11 protein-coding genes are annotated in these 15,142 nt (G+C 46.1%); 7 read left to right on the top strand and 4 right to left on the bottom strand.

All coding sequences use genetic code 11. The annotated features are described in order from the left end of the window. Positions 1 to 138: 138 nt before the first annotated feature. Positions 139 to 507 (bottom strand): response regulator, encoded by a 369-nt coding sequence (locus tag ACWB0I_RS09045; protein ID WP_479387735.1) that lies wholly within the window; start codon positions 505 to 507, stop codon positions 139 to 141. 176 nt (positions 508 to 683) lie between these two features. On the opposite strand from ACWB0I_RS09045, the gene ACWB0I_RS09040 reads away from it, so the two are divergent. Next, positions 684 to 1,631, top strand: coding sequence for a P1 family peptidase (locus ACWB0I_RS09040; protein ID WP_479387734.1), 948 nt, complete (start codon positions 684 to 686; stop codon positions 1,629 to 1,631). Beyond that, positions 1,624 to 2,223, top strand: a complete 600-nt coding sequence (locus tag ACWB0I_RS09035; protein WP_479387733.1) for a stage II sporulation protein M — start codon at positions 1,624 to 1,626, stop codon at positions 2,221 to 2,223. Before ACWB0I_RS09040 ends, ACWB0I_RS09035 begins: the two co-directional genes overlap by 8 nt. Before the next feature lie 7 nt (positions 2,224 to 2,230). Here ACWB0I_RS09035 and ACWB0I_RS09030 read toward each other — a convergent pair whose 3' ends face one another. The 3 genes from ACWB0I_RS09030 to ACWB0I_RS09020 form a co-directional block, all read right to left on the bottom strand. After that, positions 2,231 to 2,848, bottom strand: coding sequence for an HAD family hydrolase (locus ACWB0I_RS09030; protein WP_479387732.1), 618 nt, complete (start codon positions 2,846 to 2,848; stop codon positions 2,231 to 2,233). A 183-nt stretch (positions 2,849 to 3,031) separates the two neighbouring features. Further along, positions 3,032 to 3,397, bottom strand: a complete 366-nt coding sequence (locus ACWB0I_RS09025; RefSeq protein ID WP_479387731.1) for a hypothetical protein — start codon at positions 3,395 to 3,397, stop codon at positions 3,032 to 3,034. A 571-nt stretch (positions 3,398 to 3,968) separates the two neighbouring features. Beyond that, complete coding sequence (locus ACWB0I_RS09020; protein ID WP_479387730.1) at positions 3,969 to 6,329, bottom strand: PAS domain S-box protein; 2,361 nt, start codon at positions 6,327 to 6,329, stop codon at positions 3,969 to 3,971. A gap of 201 nt (positions 6,330 to 6,530) precedes the next feature. On the opposite strand from ACWB0I_RS09020, the gene ACWB0I_RS09015 reads away from it, so the two are divergent. The 5 genes from ACWB0I_RS09015 to ACWB0I_RS08995 form a co-directional block, all read left to right on the top strand. Next, a complete protein-coding gene (locus tag ACWB0I_RS09015) occupies positions 6,531 to 7,214 on the top strand; it encodes an endonuclease V (protein ID WP_479387729.1) in 684 nt (227 codons plus the stop codon). 99 nt (positions 7,215 to 7,313) lie between these two features. After that, positions 7,314 to 9,986, top strand: a complete 2,673-nt coding sequence (gene aceE / locus ACWB0I_RS09010; protein WP_479387728.1) for a pyruvate dehydrogenase (acetyl-transferring), homodimeric type — start codon at positions 7,314 to 7,316, stop codon at positions 9,984 to 9,986. A gap of 163 nt (positions 9,987 to 10,149) precedes the next feature. Then, on the top strand, positions 10,150 to 11,475 hold the full coding sequence (locus tag ACWB0I_RS09005; RefSeq protein WP_479387727.1) for a 2-oxo acid dehydrogenase subunit E2: 1,326 nt from the start codon (positions 10,150 to 10,152) through the stop codon (positions 11,473 to 11,475). A gap of 23 nt (positions 11,476 to 11,498) precedes the next feature. After that, entirely contained in the window at positions 11,499 to 12,929 is a 1,431-nt protein-coding gene (lpdA, locus tag ACWB0I_RS09000; protein WP_479387726.1) for a dihydrolipoyl dehydrogenase, read from the top strand. A 437-nt stretch (positions 12,930 to 13,366) separates the two neighbouring features. Next, positions 13,367 to 15,142: CocE/NonD family hydrolase (locus ACWB0I_RS08995; RefSeq protein WP_479387725.1), on the top strand; the 1,776-nt coding region annotated here is incomplete at its 3' end.

Genomic DNA, 15,142 nt, shown 5'->3' with positions numbered 1-15,142 from the left:
CTGTGGTTGCTTTAATCCCAGCGCAGAAATGTTGTTGGTTTAGGCTCTGCTGCCTTAAAGATGAAGGCCTGCAGTGTATTAAAATTGTCGGTTTTGTGATCAGCAAAGGCGTTTGCAGCTCAGGTGTTTTTGTTCTGCTTATTCACTGGAATGATTGGTTAATTTTTTTATGGTTTCTGACAGCTGAAGCAGATTGATGGGTTTTTTTAGAATATTTTTAATACCAATTTCTGAAATAAATTCCATTGAATATTTTTCTACATAGGCGCTGATGATAATCAATGGAAAGTTGGGCTTCTGACTTAACACGCGTTTTGCGAATTCCAGACCATTCATGACAGGCATTTCAATATCTACGATGGCCACCTGTGGATTTTCTTTTTCCATAACTTCCAGAGCTTCTTGCCCATTTGCAGCGGTTACAACTTGGTAGCCTTCCATTTTTAAAAAATCAGAGATCATTTCGCGCACATCGGGCACATCGTCCACGAGCAGAATTTTTGACATTGCTTCATCCCTTAGAAGAAACACAATTTAAAAGGTTTAACAGGTTAAACCAGCATCAAAATAAATTATCGTCTTTTTTCTTAAAAAATTAACTTAAATTGTATTTTAGAGAATTATTTGCAAAAATCTTATCAAATGTTTTAAATTGAGAAAACATTAGGAAGAAAATTGAAAAGATGTTAAATCGAATAAAGATCGGTCATTTTACAGATCTCGAGCAAGCCACTGGATGTACGGTCATCATTCCTCCCAGGGGAAATATTTGCACAGCCTGTGCATTTGGCGCGGCGCCCGGCACGCGTGAATGGGCTTTATTGCAACCCGATAAAAAAATTCAGGAAATTCATGCCCTTGTTTTAACCGGCGGCAGCGCCTTTGGCCTGAACGCGGCCCATGGCGTGATGGAGCAAATGGCCGCCGAAGGAATTGGCTTTCAAACAGATTATGGTGTGGTGCCCATTGTTCCGGCTGCCGTAATCTTCGATAAAAATATTGGCGACTCAGGAGCTTATCCAACGGCTGAAAATGCCAGACAGGCTTATTTAATGGCCCAGCTGAATAATGGGGCGCAGGGGAATGTTGGCGCCGGAGCTGGCGCTACGGTTGGCAAATGGGCCGGCATTGCGCATGCCATGAAGTCCGGTTTGGGCATAGCCGAGCAACATTTCAATGGAGCCAGCGTATTGGCCATATCGGTGGTAAATGCTGTGGGCGATATTCTAAATGGCCAAGGACAGATTTTAGCCGGAGCCATCGATGAGCAGGAAAGGTTTTTGGCCGCTTCTTCCAGAGAAAGCCGTTGGCTCTCTCCCAGAGTAGGAATGGCACAAAATACCATTTTAACGGCGGTCTTCACCAATTTTAAACTTTCCAAAACACAGTTGCACTACCTGGCCCGCAGAGTCCACCTGGCCATAGCCCGCAGGGTGGAACCATCGCATACCTCGTTTGACGGGGATGTTAGTTTTGTTTGTAGTCTACCGGAAAAAGAGGTGCCCATCGATCTGGCTGCCGCCTTGCTCATGTCTGCTGTTGAACAGTCCATTGAAAACAGCGTTACATTTTGCGAAGGTCTGCATGGTTTTAAAAGCCGTAAAGGCCTGATGGGTGGACAGAATGAGTGAATTTAAACAGGCATTAGGTCTTATTAATCTGCGTTTATTTATTGTTAGTATGGTGTTGTTTTTTGTAGGATATACCCTGGCGCCCTGGGTGTATTTCAAAAACATTAAAATATTACTGGCCTATCCCAAATGGCTTGGTAAGAAGCTGGACAAACTGGCAGCCAAACGCTGGCCCTTTTTAACCTTGTTTCTCCTTATTTTGACTATTAATACCTTCTCTCTTTTTATCGATTTGATTTCCGGCTTTGTCCCTGGCCTGCCCGTTTTGTTCGCTATCTGGACCGGTTTTAATGTGGGGGCGATTACCTATCACACCCTTTTGGGCAAATTTTATTTTTCTTCCTTGCTCAATCCGGTGGCCCTCTTTGAACTGCCGGCGGCCTTTATTGCGTTTTCTCTGGCCATAGAGTATAATTGCGCCTTGCTAAACTGTTCGTTTTTGCCCAATTTACCTCAACAATTTACGCCCTATCTGAATTCCTTTTTGTGGGTGGTCGTACCTTTGCTGATTCTGGCCGGCCTCATTGAAAGCGGGGCCATTAAGCTGGCGCAGCGCATTGAAGAAGAAGAGAAAAAATCAGAAAACGAATGACGACCGATTACAAGGACAAACCCAGCCTCTGAAAATCTTTGAGAAGCTGATCCGCTCCGCAAAACAAAAGACTGTTCATTCCGAGCTTTCGTGCTCCCTCAACATTAATCTGGCGATCATCAATGAACAGACACTCCTGTGGTTTAAAACCTACATTCTCTGCTGCTTTTAAGTAACAGATTGCCTCCGGTTTCAGGGCGCCGATTTCAAACGAGAGGGTGGGTTTTTCTATGGCTTTTAAAAAAGGGTAGTGTTCCAGACAATAGTTCCAGTGTAGTTCCTCCGTGTCGGAAAGCAAGCCTACGGGGTATTTTGCTTTTACTTTCCAGAAAATTTCCTCCATGCCCGGGATGGGGGCAAACACATCGCACCAGTAGCGGACAAAAGTTTCAAAGTCAAGATTTAAATTAAAATCTTTCTTAAATGCTTCGTAAAAGGCACCGGAAGATATTTCACCTTTGTTTAATTTGCGGAAAAGTTCATTTTGAAAAGCCCGATCTAATATTTCGGCCGCATCGTCGGTCTGATCAGTAGTTACGCCAAAGAATCGGGCTGTTTGTCGATCGAACCTCACGTCAACCAGAACCCGGCCCAGGTCAAAAATAATCGCTTTTATGGTGTTCATTGCCTTCCTCGTTTTTATTGAGGGAGCAATTTAAGCACAATCAGAAATGGTTACAAAAAAATTGGAGAGATGGCTCAAGGCGTGTTATTGATCAATTCTTTTTACGTAAAGGGCAATATCCCAAAAATTTATTTCATGAAGTAGTGTGTTTAATTTTTGGAAATTAAAAGTAAGAAAAAGCGGCTATTTAGGGATGTGAATTTTGAACTGAACGTATTTACCCTGCTCATGCATCAGATCCAGTTTAGCCGAGTAGAGGTCCAGCACCGACTGTAAATTGTTGCTAACCGGCGGTAAGGCATCGGCTGATGTGTAAACCAGGCAGGAGAGCAGATACTTATCGTGCATCAGATCCAGCCCGATTTCGATAGGATGTTCGCTCAGCTCTTTTAAATAATTAAGGATGTAGTTGATTACTTTAACCAGGGGTTTGATGTCATCGGTTTCCAGGAAACACCCTTCGTCGAGCACCAGATTGGCTTGGATTTTTTTTTCGTTTACAATAAAGCGGATAAGTTGTTTTAAATCGACCGGATTTTGCAAAACCATGATTCCCCCCTTTAAATGAGACCTCTGATTAAAATATAAAAAAAATTTAAAATTCAAAAATTTTTTATTGTAAACGGGGGAAATGGATTTAAATAACTTTAGAAACTTGGTGATCAAGGTTTCTTAAACCAGGCCGGGCGAAAAGCGACGCTCCAACTCTGCCTGGAATTTTGTCTCCGCTTTTCCCATCTGGCAGGATTTTTAGGAAGGGGGTAAAATCATCTTACTGGTCTAAGGCAGCATAGCCGCAACCTTTAAAAAACCGCCAAGGCGCCAAAGAGCAATTTTAATTTAAAATTACGAATTACGAATTAATTTGCGAAGGGGCAAGTTGCGCCCAGGAGGTGAAAGTCGGTGCCGGCCTGTCATTCTGAGTCCCGCTTCAGTCGTAACTCGAGCTTCAACTCAAGACTTGCCCTAACACTACACAAATGTTGTTCCCATGCAAGCGAAAACTCCGATTTCCGGGGACAGGCAAAAAGCAATTTTAATTAAAAAGGCTTCTATATGCCTTCTGTGGTTAATTAAATCCCCGCTGATGTGTTTTTTTGGACAATTAAGTTGTCTTGATTTACTCAAAAATTAATGTGTACTGGCAGCCTTCTTCTGGTACTGCGTTAAATTGAAACTGCGAGCCAACAATTCGGGACAATTTTTTCAGGATTAAAAATTGCCCATGAAGCCAATTGCTCAAATCCAGTTTGGATTCATCGCTTTCCAGCAATTCCGTTAACTCATTTTCAGTTAATCCCAGCCCATTATCTTTTACCGTTAATTTGAGCCGTTCTTCTTCTCTGGTAGAGACGACGCGTAATAAGTGCTTGCGATCCGGATGTCTCCTGGAAAGACTGAAACGGAAGAGGATTTCTAAGATCTGTTCCAATAAGGCGCCATCGGTCTCCAGTTCCGGTTCTTCAAAAAAGGTTAACACCTGAGCCTCAGCTTTTTCTAAAGGTTCAGTTAGGTTTTGAGAGACTTTAGCGATCAGTTTGGATAAATTCACCTTCTCTTTAATGAATCGATCCGATTCAATGGAGAAGTAATGCGTAAAAAAATCGAGATAAGCAAGCACTTTCTCATGGCTCCTGAGAAGGGTATTAGCAAATTCTGTGCTTTCCACAAGCTCCCTTTTTTCCCACAGAATATTGCAAACGCCTTGAATGACAGGAAATAAATTTTCTTTAAAAATGGTGCGTTCTTCTTTAAGGAGCTCAATTACTTTCATTTGATGGAGAAGAATTTCATTTTTCTTTTTTAATTGCAGTTCGTGGCTTTTCTGCTCGGTGATATCTTCAAAATGCATGAGAACGGTGTCCGGAGCTACATATGCCATTTTTAGAGAGTAATAGCTACTTCCCGCTTCAGGTAAGGAAAATTTAAGTTGGGTTTCCAGAGTAATTTCATTTAGGTAGCACTCATTTAAAAGCTCTGTAAGGTGGGGAGAGAAAAATGAGATTTCTTTACTGGATTTTCCAAAAAATTCATTGATCAGGCCATATGTAGAAGCCATGGCCATATCATTGTAGTCCACCAGAATAAAATCATCGCCTTGTTTTCGCCAGACGGTAGTAGGCAGAGGTAGGTTTTCAAATTGTGCGCGTAATCGCGCCTCATTTTTTTTCAGGTCATTAAAATATTCAAGACGGTCGTTTTCTAACAAGATAATTCGTTCATTCAGTTCCTGTATTAATTTTTTCTCTTTGAGGGTCTTGGCCAGCTTCTGACCAATATAAAGCAAAGCAGTCTCTTTGGTTTTATCTAAAATGAAAGGCTCTTTAAATAAAAAACTCATGGAGCCAACAATATTGTCGTCTAACATCATAGGTACAATAAAGCCGGAGCGATGGCCAAATTTTAGAATGGAACGGATGATGCTTAATTTGCCTTCATAAATCCTCAGATCAGGTATGTAAACAACTTCTCCTTTTTTGACCAGATCCAGATTGAGCAGGTTTTTGAGGGGGATCGGTCTGGCTGATTTAAAAAAGCTTTTGTTGTTAACAATGGAAGAAATCAACTCTGCAACCTGTTTCTGATAGTCATAGAGCAAAAGAACGCTGCTGTCAAACGGTAAAAATTCCCGAATTCGGAACAGGATTTGTTCAATTATTTTTTCTTCTGTTTTCCGCTGATTTATTATTTTTGAAATATCCACCAGGGTGTTAAAAATAAATTCCGTATTTTGTAATTTTTCCTGGATTTGTTGCTGCGCAGTCACATCAATGCCAACGGCCCAGCTATGCCAGCCAGGAACCTGGTAAAGATCGGCTAAGTTGCTCCAGGAGATAACTCTTTTTTCCCCTGATTTGGTGGTCAATGTAAGTTTCCAGTCCCGAAAATGGTTACCCCGTTTGGCGTATTGGGCCATAATCTGGTTTCTGTACTGTTCATCCGGGTAAAGCAGTTCCAGGGCCTGTGGATTATTGACGATTTCTTGTGCCGAAAAACCCGTAATTCGTTCGCATTCTCGGTTCCAGAACACAAAGTTGTTGTTTTCGTCCAGCGCATCGACCATGATCGGCATGTTCTGGACAATCATCTTGAAGCGATCCTGTTCCAGATTCTGACGTAGTTTTTCAGCATATTTTTGTTTGGTTCGAATAATTTCGGGCAAGCGTTTTAAAAGGGCATAGTCGTAAAATTCACAATTATAGGCATGTTCGATGATTAAATCGGCCAGTCTATCCACTGAATGGTAAAACACGATAAACAGGTGGGAGTTGTGGTTCAGATTGAGTACTATGTTATGTTGATGAAATATGTGGTGAAAATCGTTTTCGTCCAATATATAAAATGTAAGGTCTAATTTGGGCTTCAGAGCTGAGGCCGGGATGGTTAATAATTCAAAATTTACGCCAGGCTGCTTTTTAATTTCATTTAATAATTGTTTATCTTTAGCCAGAGTTGGGCTCATGAGTACATTGAATTGCATTCTTGTCCCTTATTCAGGTTGTTGCCATCAGGTCGTTACAATTAATAATTGTAAATTTAATTTTTCTGCTTTAACTTACCAAAAGTTTTTCATCTTTGCTGAGGCTGGCTTATTGCCGATGGAATGATGTACATCAGGCGTTTATTTTTTACTAACCAGGGAGTAACAGAAGTTTATTTGAGCACTTACCGATAGATTAAAATGAGGTTCTGGAAGGGTAACCATACGGCAAGCATCCATTTTGAAAAATTAGATAGCTTACAGCAAAAAACGGCCGAACGCGTTATTCTGGCTCCGATAAAGAAAATCGAAGTGCTGGCTGGCGTGGATGTGGCCTATGTGCGGAACAGCGATGTGGCCGTGGGGGCAGTTGTTTTGATGACCTTCCCCGGAATGGAAATTCTGGAAAAGAAAACGGCTATCAGTAAAGTTAAATTTCCTTATGTGCCCGGTTATTTTACGTTTAGAGAATGGCCTATTATTAAATTGGTTTTGAATTTGCTGGAAGGCGCGTACGACGTGCTTTTTTGCGAGGGGCACGGTCTGGCCCACCCCCGTCGCTGCGGATTGGGCGTCTATCTCGGCGTGCATTTAAACAAGCCGACTATTGGCGTGGCAAAAGAACCGCTGATAGGCCCAAGCCGCCTTCCGCCGCAAAAACGTGGTGCGTACACTATGGTTAATGACCAAAGAGGAGCGATTGGCGTTGCGCTTCGTACGCAAAATGAAAGCAAACCGCTCTATGTTTCGGTGGGCCACTTGGTTACTTTGTCCCAGGCCATTGATTTGACGCTGCGTACAGCCCTGACCTACCGCCTGCCGGAACCGATCCGACAGGCGCACATGCTGGCCAGGGCCAAAGCCAAACAGATTGGCGTAGTGTGATATGTGATGGGAAAAAAGTGGAAATATTTTTCTGTTAATTATGGTTAATTAGTATTCAATCTGACAGAATTTAAATCCATTAAAATAAAAGGAAGAACAATGAGTCAAAGAAATTTGACAGAAGAGGAACTGGAACTACAGGAGTGGCGAGAATCGCTACAATATGTTTTAGAAACGGGTGGCCCGGAACGCGTGAAAAAGATCATGCGGGCATTACAGCAACAGGTGTATGCTTCGGGCGTTAAATTACCGTTTACGGCCAATACACCATACATCAATACCATACCGGTAACGGAGCAACCACCTTATCCGGGTAGTCGCGAAATTGAACGGCGGATTAAAAGCATCATTCGCTGGAATGCTATGGCTATGGTTGTGCGCGCCAACCGCATCGAAAATGGGATCGGAGGACATATTTCTACCTATGCTTCGGCGGCGACTCTGTATGAGGTCGGTTTTAATCATTTCTTTCGGGCTCCGGGTAAAGATTTTAGCGGAGATTTTATTTATTTTCAGGGTCACGCTTCACCGGGGATTTATGCCCGCGCCTTTTTGGAGGGACGCATTAGTGTGGAGGAACTTAAAAATTTCCGCCATGAATATCATAAAACAGCCAAGGGATTACCGTCCTATCCACATCCCTGGCTGAAGCCGGATTTCTGGCAATTCGCCACAGTTTCCATGGGCCTTGGCCCGCTGATGGCCATTTATCAGGCGCGCTTCAATCGCTACCTGGAAGACCGGGGATTGAAGAAACCTGGAGATGAAAAGGTGTGGGCCTTTTTAGGCGACGGCGAGACCGATGAACCGGAAGCCCTGGGCGCCATTTCGCTGGCTGCCCGTGAAAAACTGGACAATTTAATCTTTGTCATCAATTGTAATTTGCAACGGCTCGATGGTCCGGTGCGCGGGAATGGAAAGATCATCCAGGAATTGGAAACCGTTTTCCGCGGCGCCGGATGGAATGTGATTAAGGTGATCTGGGGCAGTGATTGGGATGCTTTGCTGGAAAAGGACAAAGATGGTTTGCTGGTTAAGCGCATGGGCGAGGTGGTTGATGGAGAATATCAGAATTACGTGGTGCGCGGCGGAGCCTATTTACGCAAGCATTTCTGGGGCAAGTACCCTCAACTGTTAAAATTAGTCGAACATCTCTCGGACGAGCAGCTGGCTAAATTGCGGCTTGGCGGACACGATCCGCAAAAAGTTTACGCTGCTTATCATGCGGCCGTGAATCACAAAGGTGCGCCAACCGTTATTCTGGCCAGAACGGTTAAAGGTTATGGCATGGGCGAAGCGGGCGAAGGGAAAAACATCACGCATCAGCAAAAAAAGCTCAATGAAGAAGAGTTGCGTCAATTCCGCTCCCGTTTTGGAATTCCCATCAGTGATGAGCAGATCGACGACTTACCGTTTTACAAGCCGGCGCCCGACAGTCTGGAAATGCGCTATCTGATGGAGCGGCGCCAGGCGCTGGGCGGGTTTATCCCCACCAGACGCACAAAAAGTTCGGTGCTGGTCACGCCCAAGGAAGATACCTTTTCTGAATTTTACGAAGGCACAAAGGATCGTGAAGTTTCGACTACCATGGTTTTTGTACGGATTTTGTCCAAACTGCTACGCGATCCCAAGATCGGTAAATTGATTGTGCCCATTGTACCGGACGAAGCGCGGACTTTCGGCATGGAAGCCCTTTTCCGTCAGGTGGGTATCTATTCGCATGTTGGTCAGCTGTACCAGCCTGTAGACAGTGAAAGTTTGCTTTATTACAAAGAGGCCAAAGACGGACAAATATTTGAAGAAGGCATTACCGAATCGGGTTCTACCTCTTCCTTTATTGCTGCTGGAACGGCATACGCCAACCACGGTATTAACACCATTCCCTTCTTCATTTTCTACTCCATGTTTGGCCTGCAACGTGTGGGCGACCTGGTGTGGGCTGGCGCGGACATGCAAACACGGGGTTTTCTGGTGGGCGGAACGGCCGGTCGTACCACACTGGCCGGTGAAGGTTTACAGCATCAAGATGGTAACAGTCACCTGCTGGCCTATCCCGTGCCCAATTTAAAAGCCTATGATCCTGCTTACGCTTATGAACTGGCCGTCATCATTAAGGATGGACTGGAACGTATGTACGAAAAACAGGAAAAGATCTTTTACTACATTACCGTAATGAATGAAAATTATGCGCAACCGGCCATGCCCAAAGGGAAACACGTTAAGGAAGGTATTATTCGGGGCATTTACAAATTCCGCAGTTCCAGCCTGAAAAACGCTCCGCTACAGGCCCAGTTGTTGGGCAGCGGTTCCATTTTGAACGTGACCCTGGCCGCTCAGGAACTGCTGGCTGAAAAATATGGTGTAGCAGCCGATGTGTGGAGCGTTACCAGTTACAAAGAGTTGCATCGCGATGCGCTTATGGTAGAACGGCACAATATGCTGCACCCCGATGATCAAAAGGTGCCATTCGTGACCCAGGCATTGAAAAATGCCAGAGGGGTTTTTGTGGCTGCATCCGATTACGTTAAAGCGCTTCCACAGTCCATCGCCAGATGGCTGCCCGGTCCGCTGTTTTCTTTAGGAACCGATGGTTTTGGCCGCAGCGATGGTCGCCGGCATTTGCGCGAATTTTTTGAGGTGAACGAACGCTACATCGCGTATGCTACCCTCTACATGCTCTGGAAAGAAGGAAAACTTAAAAAAGAGGTTCTGAAAAAAGCTATTAAAGAACTGGAGATCGATGTGGATAAACCCAATCCAATGGTCAGTTAATCGGGGCCGGAAGGGGCGGAACATTCCCTTTTGCGGCAGCGTAGCCGACTTGGGCTGGAGTTTTCAAAGAAGATGGAGCCTGTGTAAAAAATAGAACCATCAAATTGTGTAAAATAATAATGACAATTCAGAAGTCTGAGTTCATTATGATGAGGAAATAAACATGGCAATAGAATTTAAATTACCTGAATTGGGAGAAAACATTGCTTCCGGGCGGGTGGCCGGGATCCTGGTAAAAGAAGGGGATTCCGTTGAAAAAGACCAGCCTTTGGCCGAACTGGAAACAGACAAAGCGGTAATTGAAGTGCCCGCTCCGCTTGCCGGTACGGTTCAAAAAATATTGATCAAAGAAGGCGATGAAGTGAAGATTGGGCAGGCCATGTTCGTGCTTGAAGAAGCGCAGGGTCAGGAGAAACCGGAAGAGCCCTCAGAGCAGGAAGAAGCAAGCGCAAGCGTGGAAGCGCCGGAAGCGGTGGACAGTAGAGCCCCCGAAACAACGCCGGAAGCTACGTTGCCAATCGAACAGGCGACAGAGATTGAGCCAGAAGAAGTTCCCTCCCCGCCTGTTCTGGAACGGGCCAGAGGGGAGTTGGCGCCGGCTGCACCCTCTGTACGGCGTTTTGCCCGTGAAATTGGCATCGACATCAATCAGGTTCCTGGTACAGGCCCGGGCGGACGCATTTCCATTGAGGATGTAAAAGCCTATTCAAAAATGTTGAACAAGCAGCGCGCTTTGCAGGCTGGCGCATTTAGCGGTGTCGCGCCTGAGCCATTACCCGATTTTGCAAAGTGGGGCGAAGTTGAGCGCCAGCCAATGAACAAAGTGCGCGAAACTACGGCCCATCATTTAAGTTACGCCTGGAGCACCATTCCTCACGTAACGCAATTTGACAAGGCCGATATTACCGAACTGGAAAGTTTGCGCAAGCAGTACAGCGCTCAGGTGCAAAATGCAGGGGGCAAACTGACCGTTACCGCTATTTTGTTAAAGGTAGTGGCCGGAGCCCTGAAAAAGTTTCCGCAATTTAATGCCAGCATTGACATGGCTAAAAATGAAATCATTTTTAAGAAATATGTAAACATTGGCGTAGCTGTTGATACGGATCGGGGATTGTTGGTGCCGGTGATTAAAAATGTGGATCAAAAAAGTATTACAGAGCTTTCGGTTGAGCTGAGTGAAATCTCTCAAAAAGCCCGCCAGCGCAAATTGAGCCTGGATGAGATGCAGGGCGGAAATTTTTCCATTTCCAATTTAGGAGGCATTGGCGGAACGGGGTTTACGCCCGTGGTCAATGCGCCGGAAGTAGCCATTCTTGGCGTGTCTCGTTCGGAAATACAGCCGGTTTTTAAGAACGGGCAGTTTGTGCCACGACTCATTTTACCTCTGTCGCTTTCGTACGACCATCGTTTGATCGATGGGGCAGATGCGGCGCGCTTCCTGCGTTGGGTTTGTCGGGCGCTGGAAGAGCCTTTTCTACTTTCATTGTAAGCACTGAAAAATGGGAGAACAGAATGTCTGAAATCAAAAAAACACATCTGGCTATTATTGGAGCGGGTCCTGGCGGCTATGCAGCTGCCTTTCTGGCCGCCGATCTGGGCATGGAAGTTACCCTGATTGATCCTGAAGAAAATCCGGGAGGCGTTTGCCTCTACCGCGGCTGCATTCCGTCCAAAGCGCTTTTACATGTGGCCAAATTGTTAAACGAAAGCGAAGAAGCTGCGCGCTGGGGCGTGCATTTTCAAAAGCCCGAAATTAATTTGGAAGAGCTTCGTCAATGGAAGGAACGCGTGGTACAGCGATTGACCGGGGGGCTGGGCGTGCTGGCCAAACAGAGGAAGATCAACCATGTACGCGGCACGGCGACCTTTGCCAGCGCTAATCTGCTGAATATTGTTACAACCGATGGCCAGAAATCTCAGCTGGAATTCAATTACGCCATTCTGGCCAGCGGCTCGCGTCCGGCCAGGATTCCAGCGCTTACCATTGACAGTCCGCGTGTGATGAATTCCACCGGAGCCCTGAAACTGGAGGATGTGCCGCAAAAATTACTGGTGGTGGGTGCGGGCTACATCGGTCTGGAGATGGGCACGGTGTACGCAGCGCTGGGCAGTGAAGTGCATGTGGTTGAAATGCTGCCTTCTATTTTGCCCGGAGCTGACAAAGATTTGAGCAATGTGCTGTACAAAAATCTGGAAAAGAAATTTGCCCGCATTCTGCTCAATACACGGGTTGTGGAAATGAAGGATACTCATGAAGGGGTGCGTGTGCGGTTTGAAGGACAGGATGTGGAGCAGCCCGAACAGATTTTTGACCGTGTGCTGATTTCCATTGGTCGCCGGCCCAATTCCGATGGGTTGGGTCTGGAAAATACGCGTGTTAAAACGGATCAGCGCGGTTTTGTGCTGGTGGATGAACAGCGTCGTACTGAGGAACCCACCATTTATGCCATTGGGGATGTAGCCGGAGAACCCATGCTGGCGCACAAGGCCTCACACGAGGGGTTCGTGGCTGTAGAAGCCATTCATGGGCAGAAAGTAGCCTTTGAACCGGCAGCCATTCCGGCCGTAGTCTTTACAGATCCGGAAATCGCCTGGGCCGGATTGACTGAAGGTGAAGCCAAAGAGCAGGGTCGCGAAGTTGAAGTGATGCGCTTCCCCTGGGCGGCCTCGGGTCGGGCTATTACCATGGACCGTACGGATGGCTTGACCAAGTTGATTGTGGATTCTCAAACGAAACGCATTTTAGGTGTGGGTATTGCCGGGGCCGGCGCCGGCGAATTGATTGCCGAAGGCGTGCTGGCCATCGAAATGGCGGCCAGCGCCATGGATTTAAAACTGACCATCCATCCTCATCCAACGCTTTCCGAAACATTGATGGAGACGGCGGAGATGATCTTTGGCACCAGCACGCACGTTTACCGGCCTAAAAGGCACAAAAAATAAAAGCAAATTTTAAGGGTAACCTACCTTAGGCAGCGCAACCAGAAATGCACAAAATGGCATTTCTAAGGCAACAGAGCCGCAACCTTTAAAAAACCACAAAGGGCGCCCGTCATGCTGCCGTACAGGCCCGTCATGCTGGCTCAACCGGACAGGCCCGACTGGCCACCGGACAGGCCATCAAACCATTCAACGGGTTTACTTCCTCACACAGCACAAAAATTTTCCTAAATAGTCAAGGGAAGTCACACTCCAATTCCTCATTGCCCCTTTGTTGCTGGTTTGCATCCCCTGCAGTGGTTCAATGGTTGTGGCGATGTGGGCTTAGAAGAGCATATTGTGCCCTCTTGTTTACTTCCTGATCTTTCTTCCTCCTTAATTTGGTTGCAACTATTCCAAAATTTTATTAATTAGATACTTTTAACAAAGAAAGGAAAAAGATGCGCCGTTTTTTGCTTTTGGTCTTCATGATTTTCTTTACTGGATCGCTTTTCGGCCAGGAGAAATTTGATGTTAAAGCACACTACACCAAAAAAGAAGTGTACATCCCCATGCGCGATGGAGTTCGTTTGTTTACTTCGATCTACCTGCCCAAAGATACAACCAGAAATTATCCGATTCTGATGCTGCGTACGCCCTACAGCGTTTATCCCTACGGACCTGACAAATTTAAGCGTAGCCTGGGGCCTTCTGAACAATTTGCCCGCGAGGGTTTTATCTTTGTCTATCAGGATGTGCGTGGAAAATTCATGTCCGAAGGCCAATTTGTTAATATGCGCCCCTATCTTGCGAACAAAAAAGAAAAAGAAATTGACGAAACAACGGACACCTACGACACGATTGACTGGCTGGTTAAACACATTGCCCACAACAACGGACGGGTGGGTATCTGGGGCATTTCCTACCCAGGTTTTTACGCGGCCATGTCCACCATCGATGCCCATCAGGCTTTGAAGGCTGTTTCACCGCAAGCTCCGATTGCCGACTGGTTCATAGGCGATGATATGCACCACCATGGCGCTTTTTCTCTCATTTTAGCCTTCGACTTTTTTTCTGTCTTTGGCAAACCGCGTTCCGCACCGACCAGTAAGTGGCCCGGGCGCTTTAAACACGGCACGCCCGATGGCTACCAGTTTTTTCTGGAATTAGGGGCCTTATCCAATGCCAACAAACGATATTTTCATCATACCATCGCCTTCTGGGACAGCGCGATGGCTCATCCCAACTACGATTACTTCTGGCAACGACGAAATATTTTACCGCACCTGCAGAAGGTCAAGCCCGCTGTGCTGGTGGTTGGCGGCTGGTTCGACGCCGAAGACCTGTACGGACCGCTCCACATTTACCAGTCCATCGAAAAGGAAGATGAGCAAGGTAAGAATTTTCTGGTCATGGGGCCCTGGTCCCATGGCGCCTGGGAGCGAAGCAAAGGGAATCGTCTGGGCGATATTCGCTTTGGCGCCAATACCAGTGAGTTTTTTCAGGATTCCGTGTTGTTTCCCTTTTTTATGCACTATTTAAAAGGCAAGAAAGCCTTCAATCAACCCGAAGCGCTCTGCTTTGACACCGGAAAATTGCAATGGTCGCGATTCGATCGCTGGCCGGTGGCGACTCAGACAAAGAAACTCTTTCTAAGGAAAGGTGGAAAACTGGACTTTTCCCCACCCCAGGAAGCACAGGCCTTTGCAGAATACATCAGCGATCCCTCTAAACCAGTACCATTTACAGCAAAAATTACCAATCGTTGGGGAAGAACCTTTATGGTGGAAGACCAGCGTTTTGCTGCCCAGCGTCCGGACGTTTTGGTGTACAAAAGTGAAATATTAGATTCTGCTTTAACCGTAGCGGGGCCCATAAAAGCCAGGTTGTTCGTTACAAGTACGGGTAGCGATGCGGACTTTGTGGTAAAACTGATTGATGTGTGGCCCGATACCACCAGAGATTTTAAGCCCAATCCCTGTCAGGTGCGTAGGGGCGGGTATCAGCAGTTGATTCGGGCTGAGATCATGCGCGCCAGATTTCGCAACAGCTACAGCCATCCCCAGCCTTTGATTCCAGGGAAGATCACCGAGATTACCATTCCTTTAAATGACATTTACCACACATTTAAACCCGGACATCGCCTGATGGTGCAAATTCAAAGTAGCTGGTTTCCGCTATTTGACCGCAATCCGCAAAAGTTTGTAAACATCTACCAGGCAGATGATGCGGATTTC

The sequence above is a fragment of the Caldithrix sp. genome (assembly GCF_056497305.1).
This window is presented reverse-complemented; position numbering and strand designations above follow the sequence as displayed.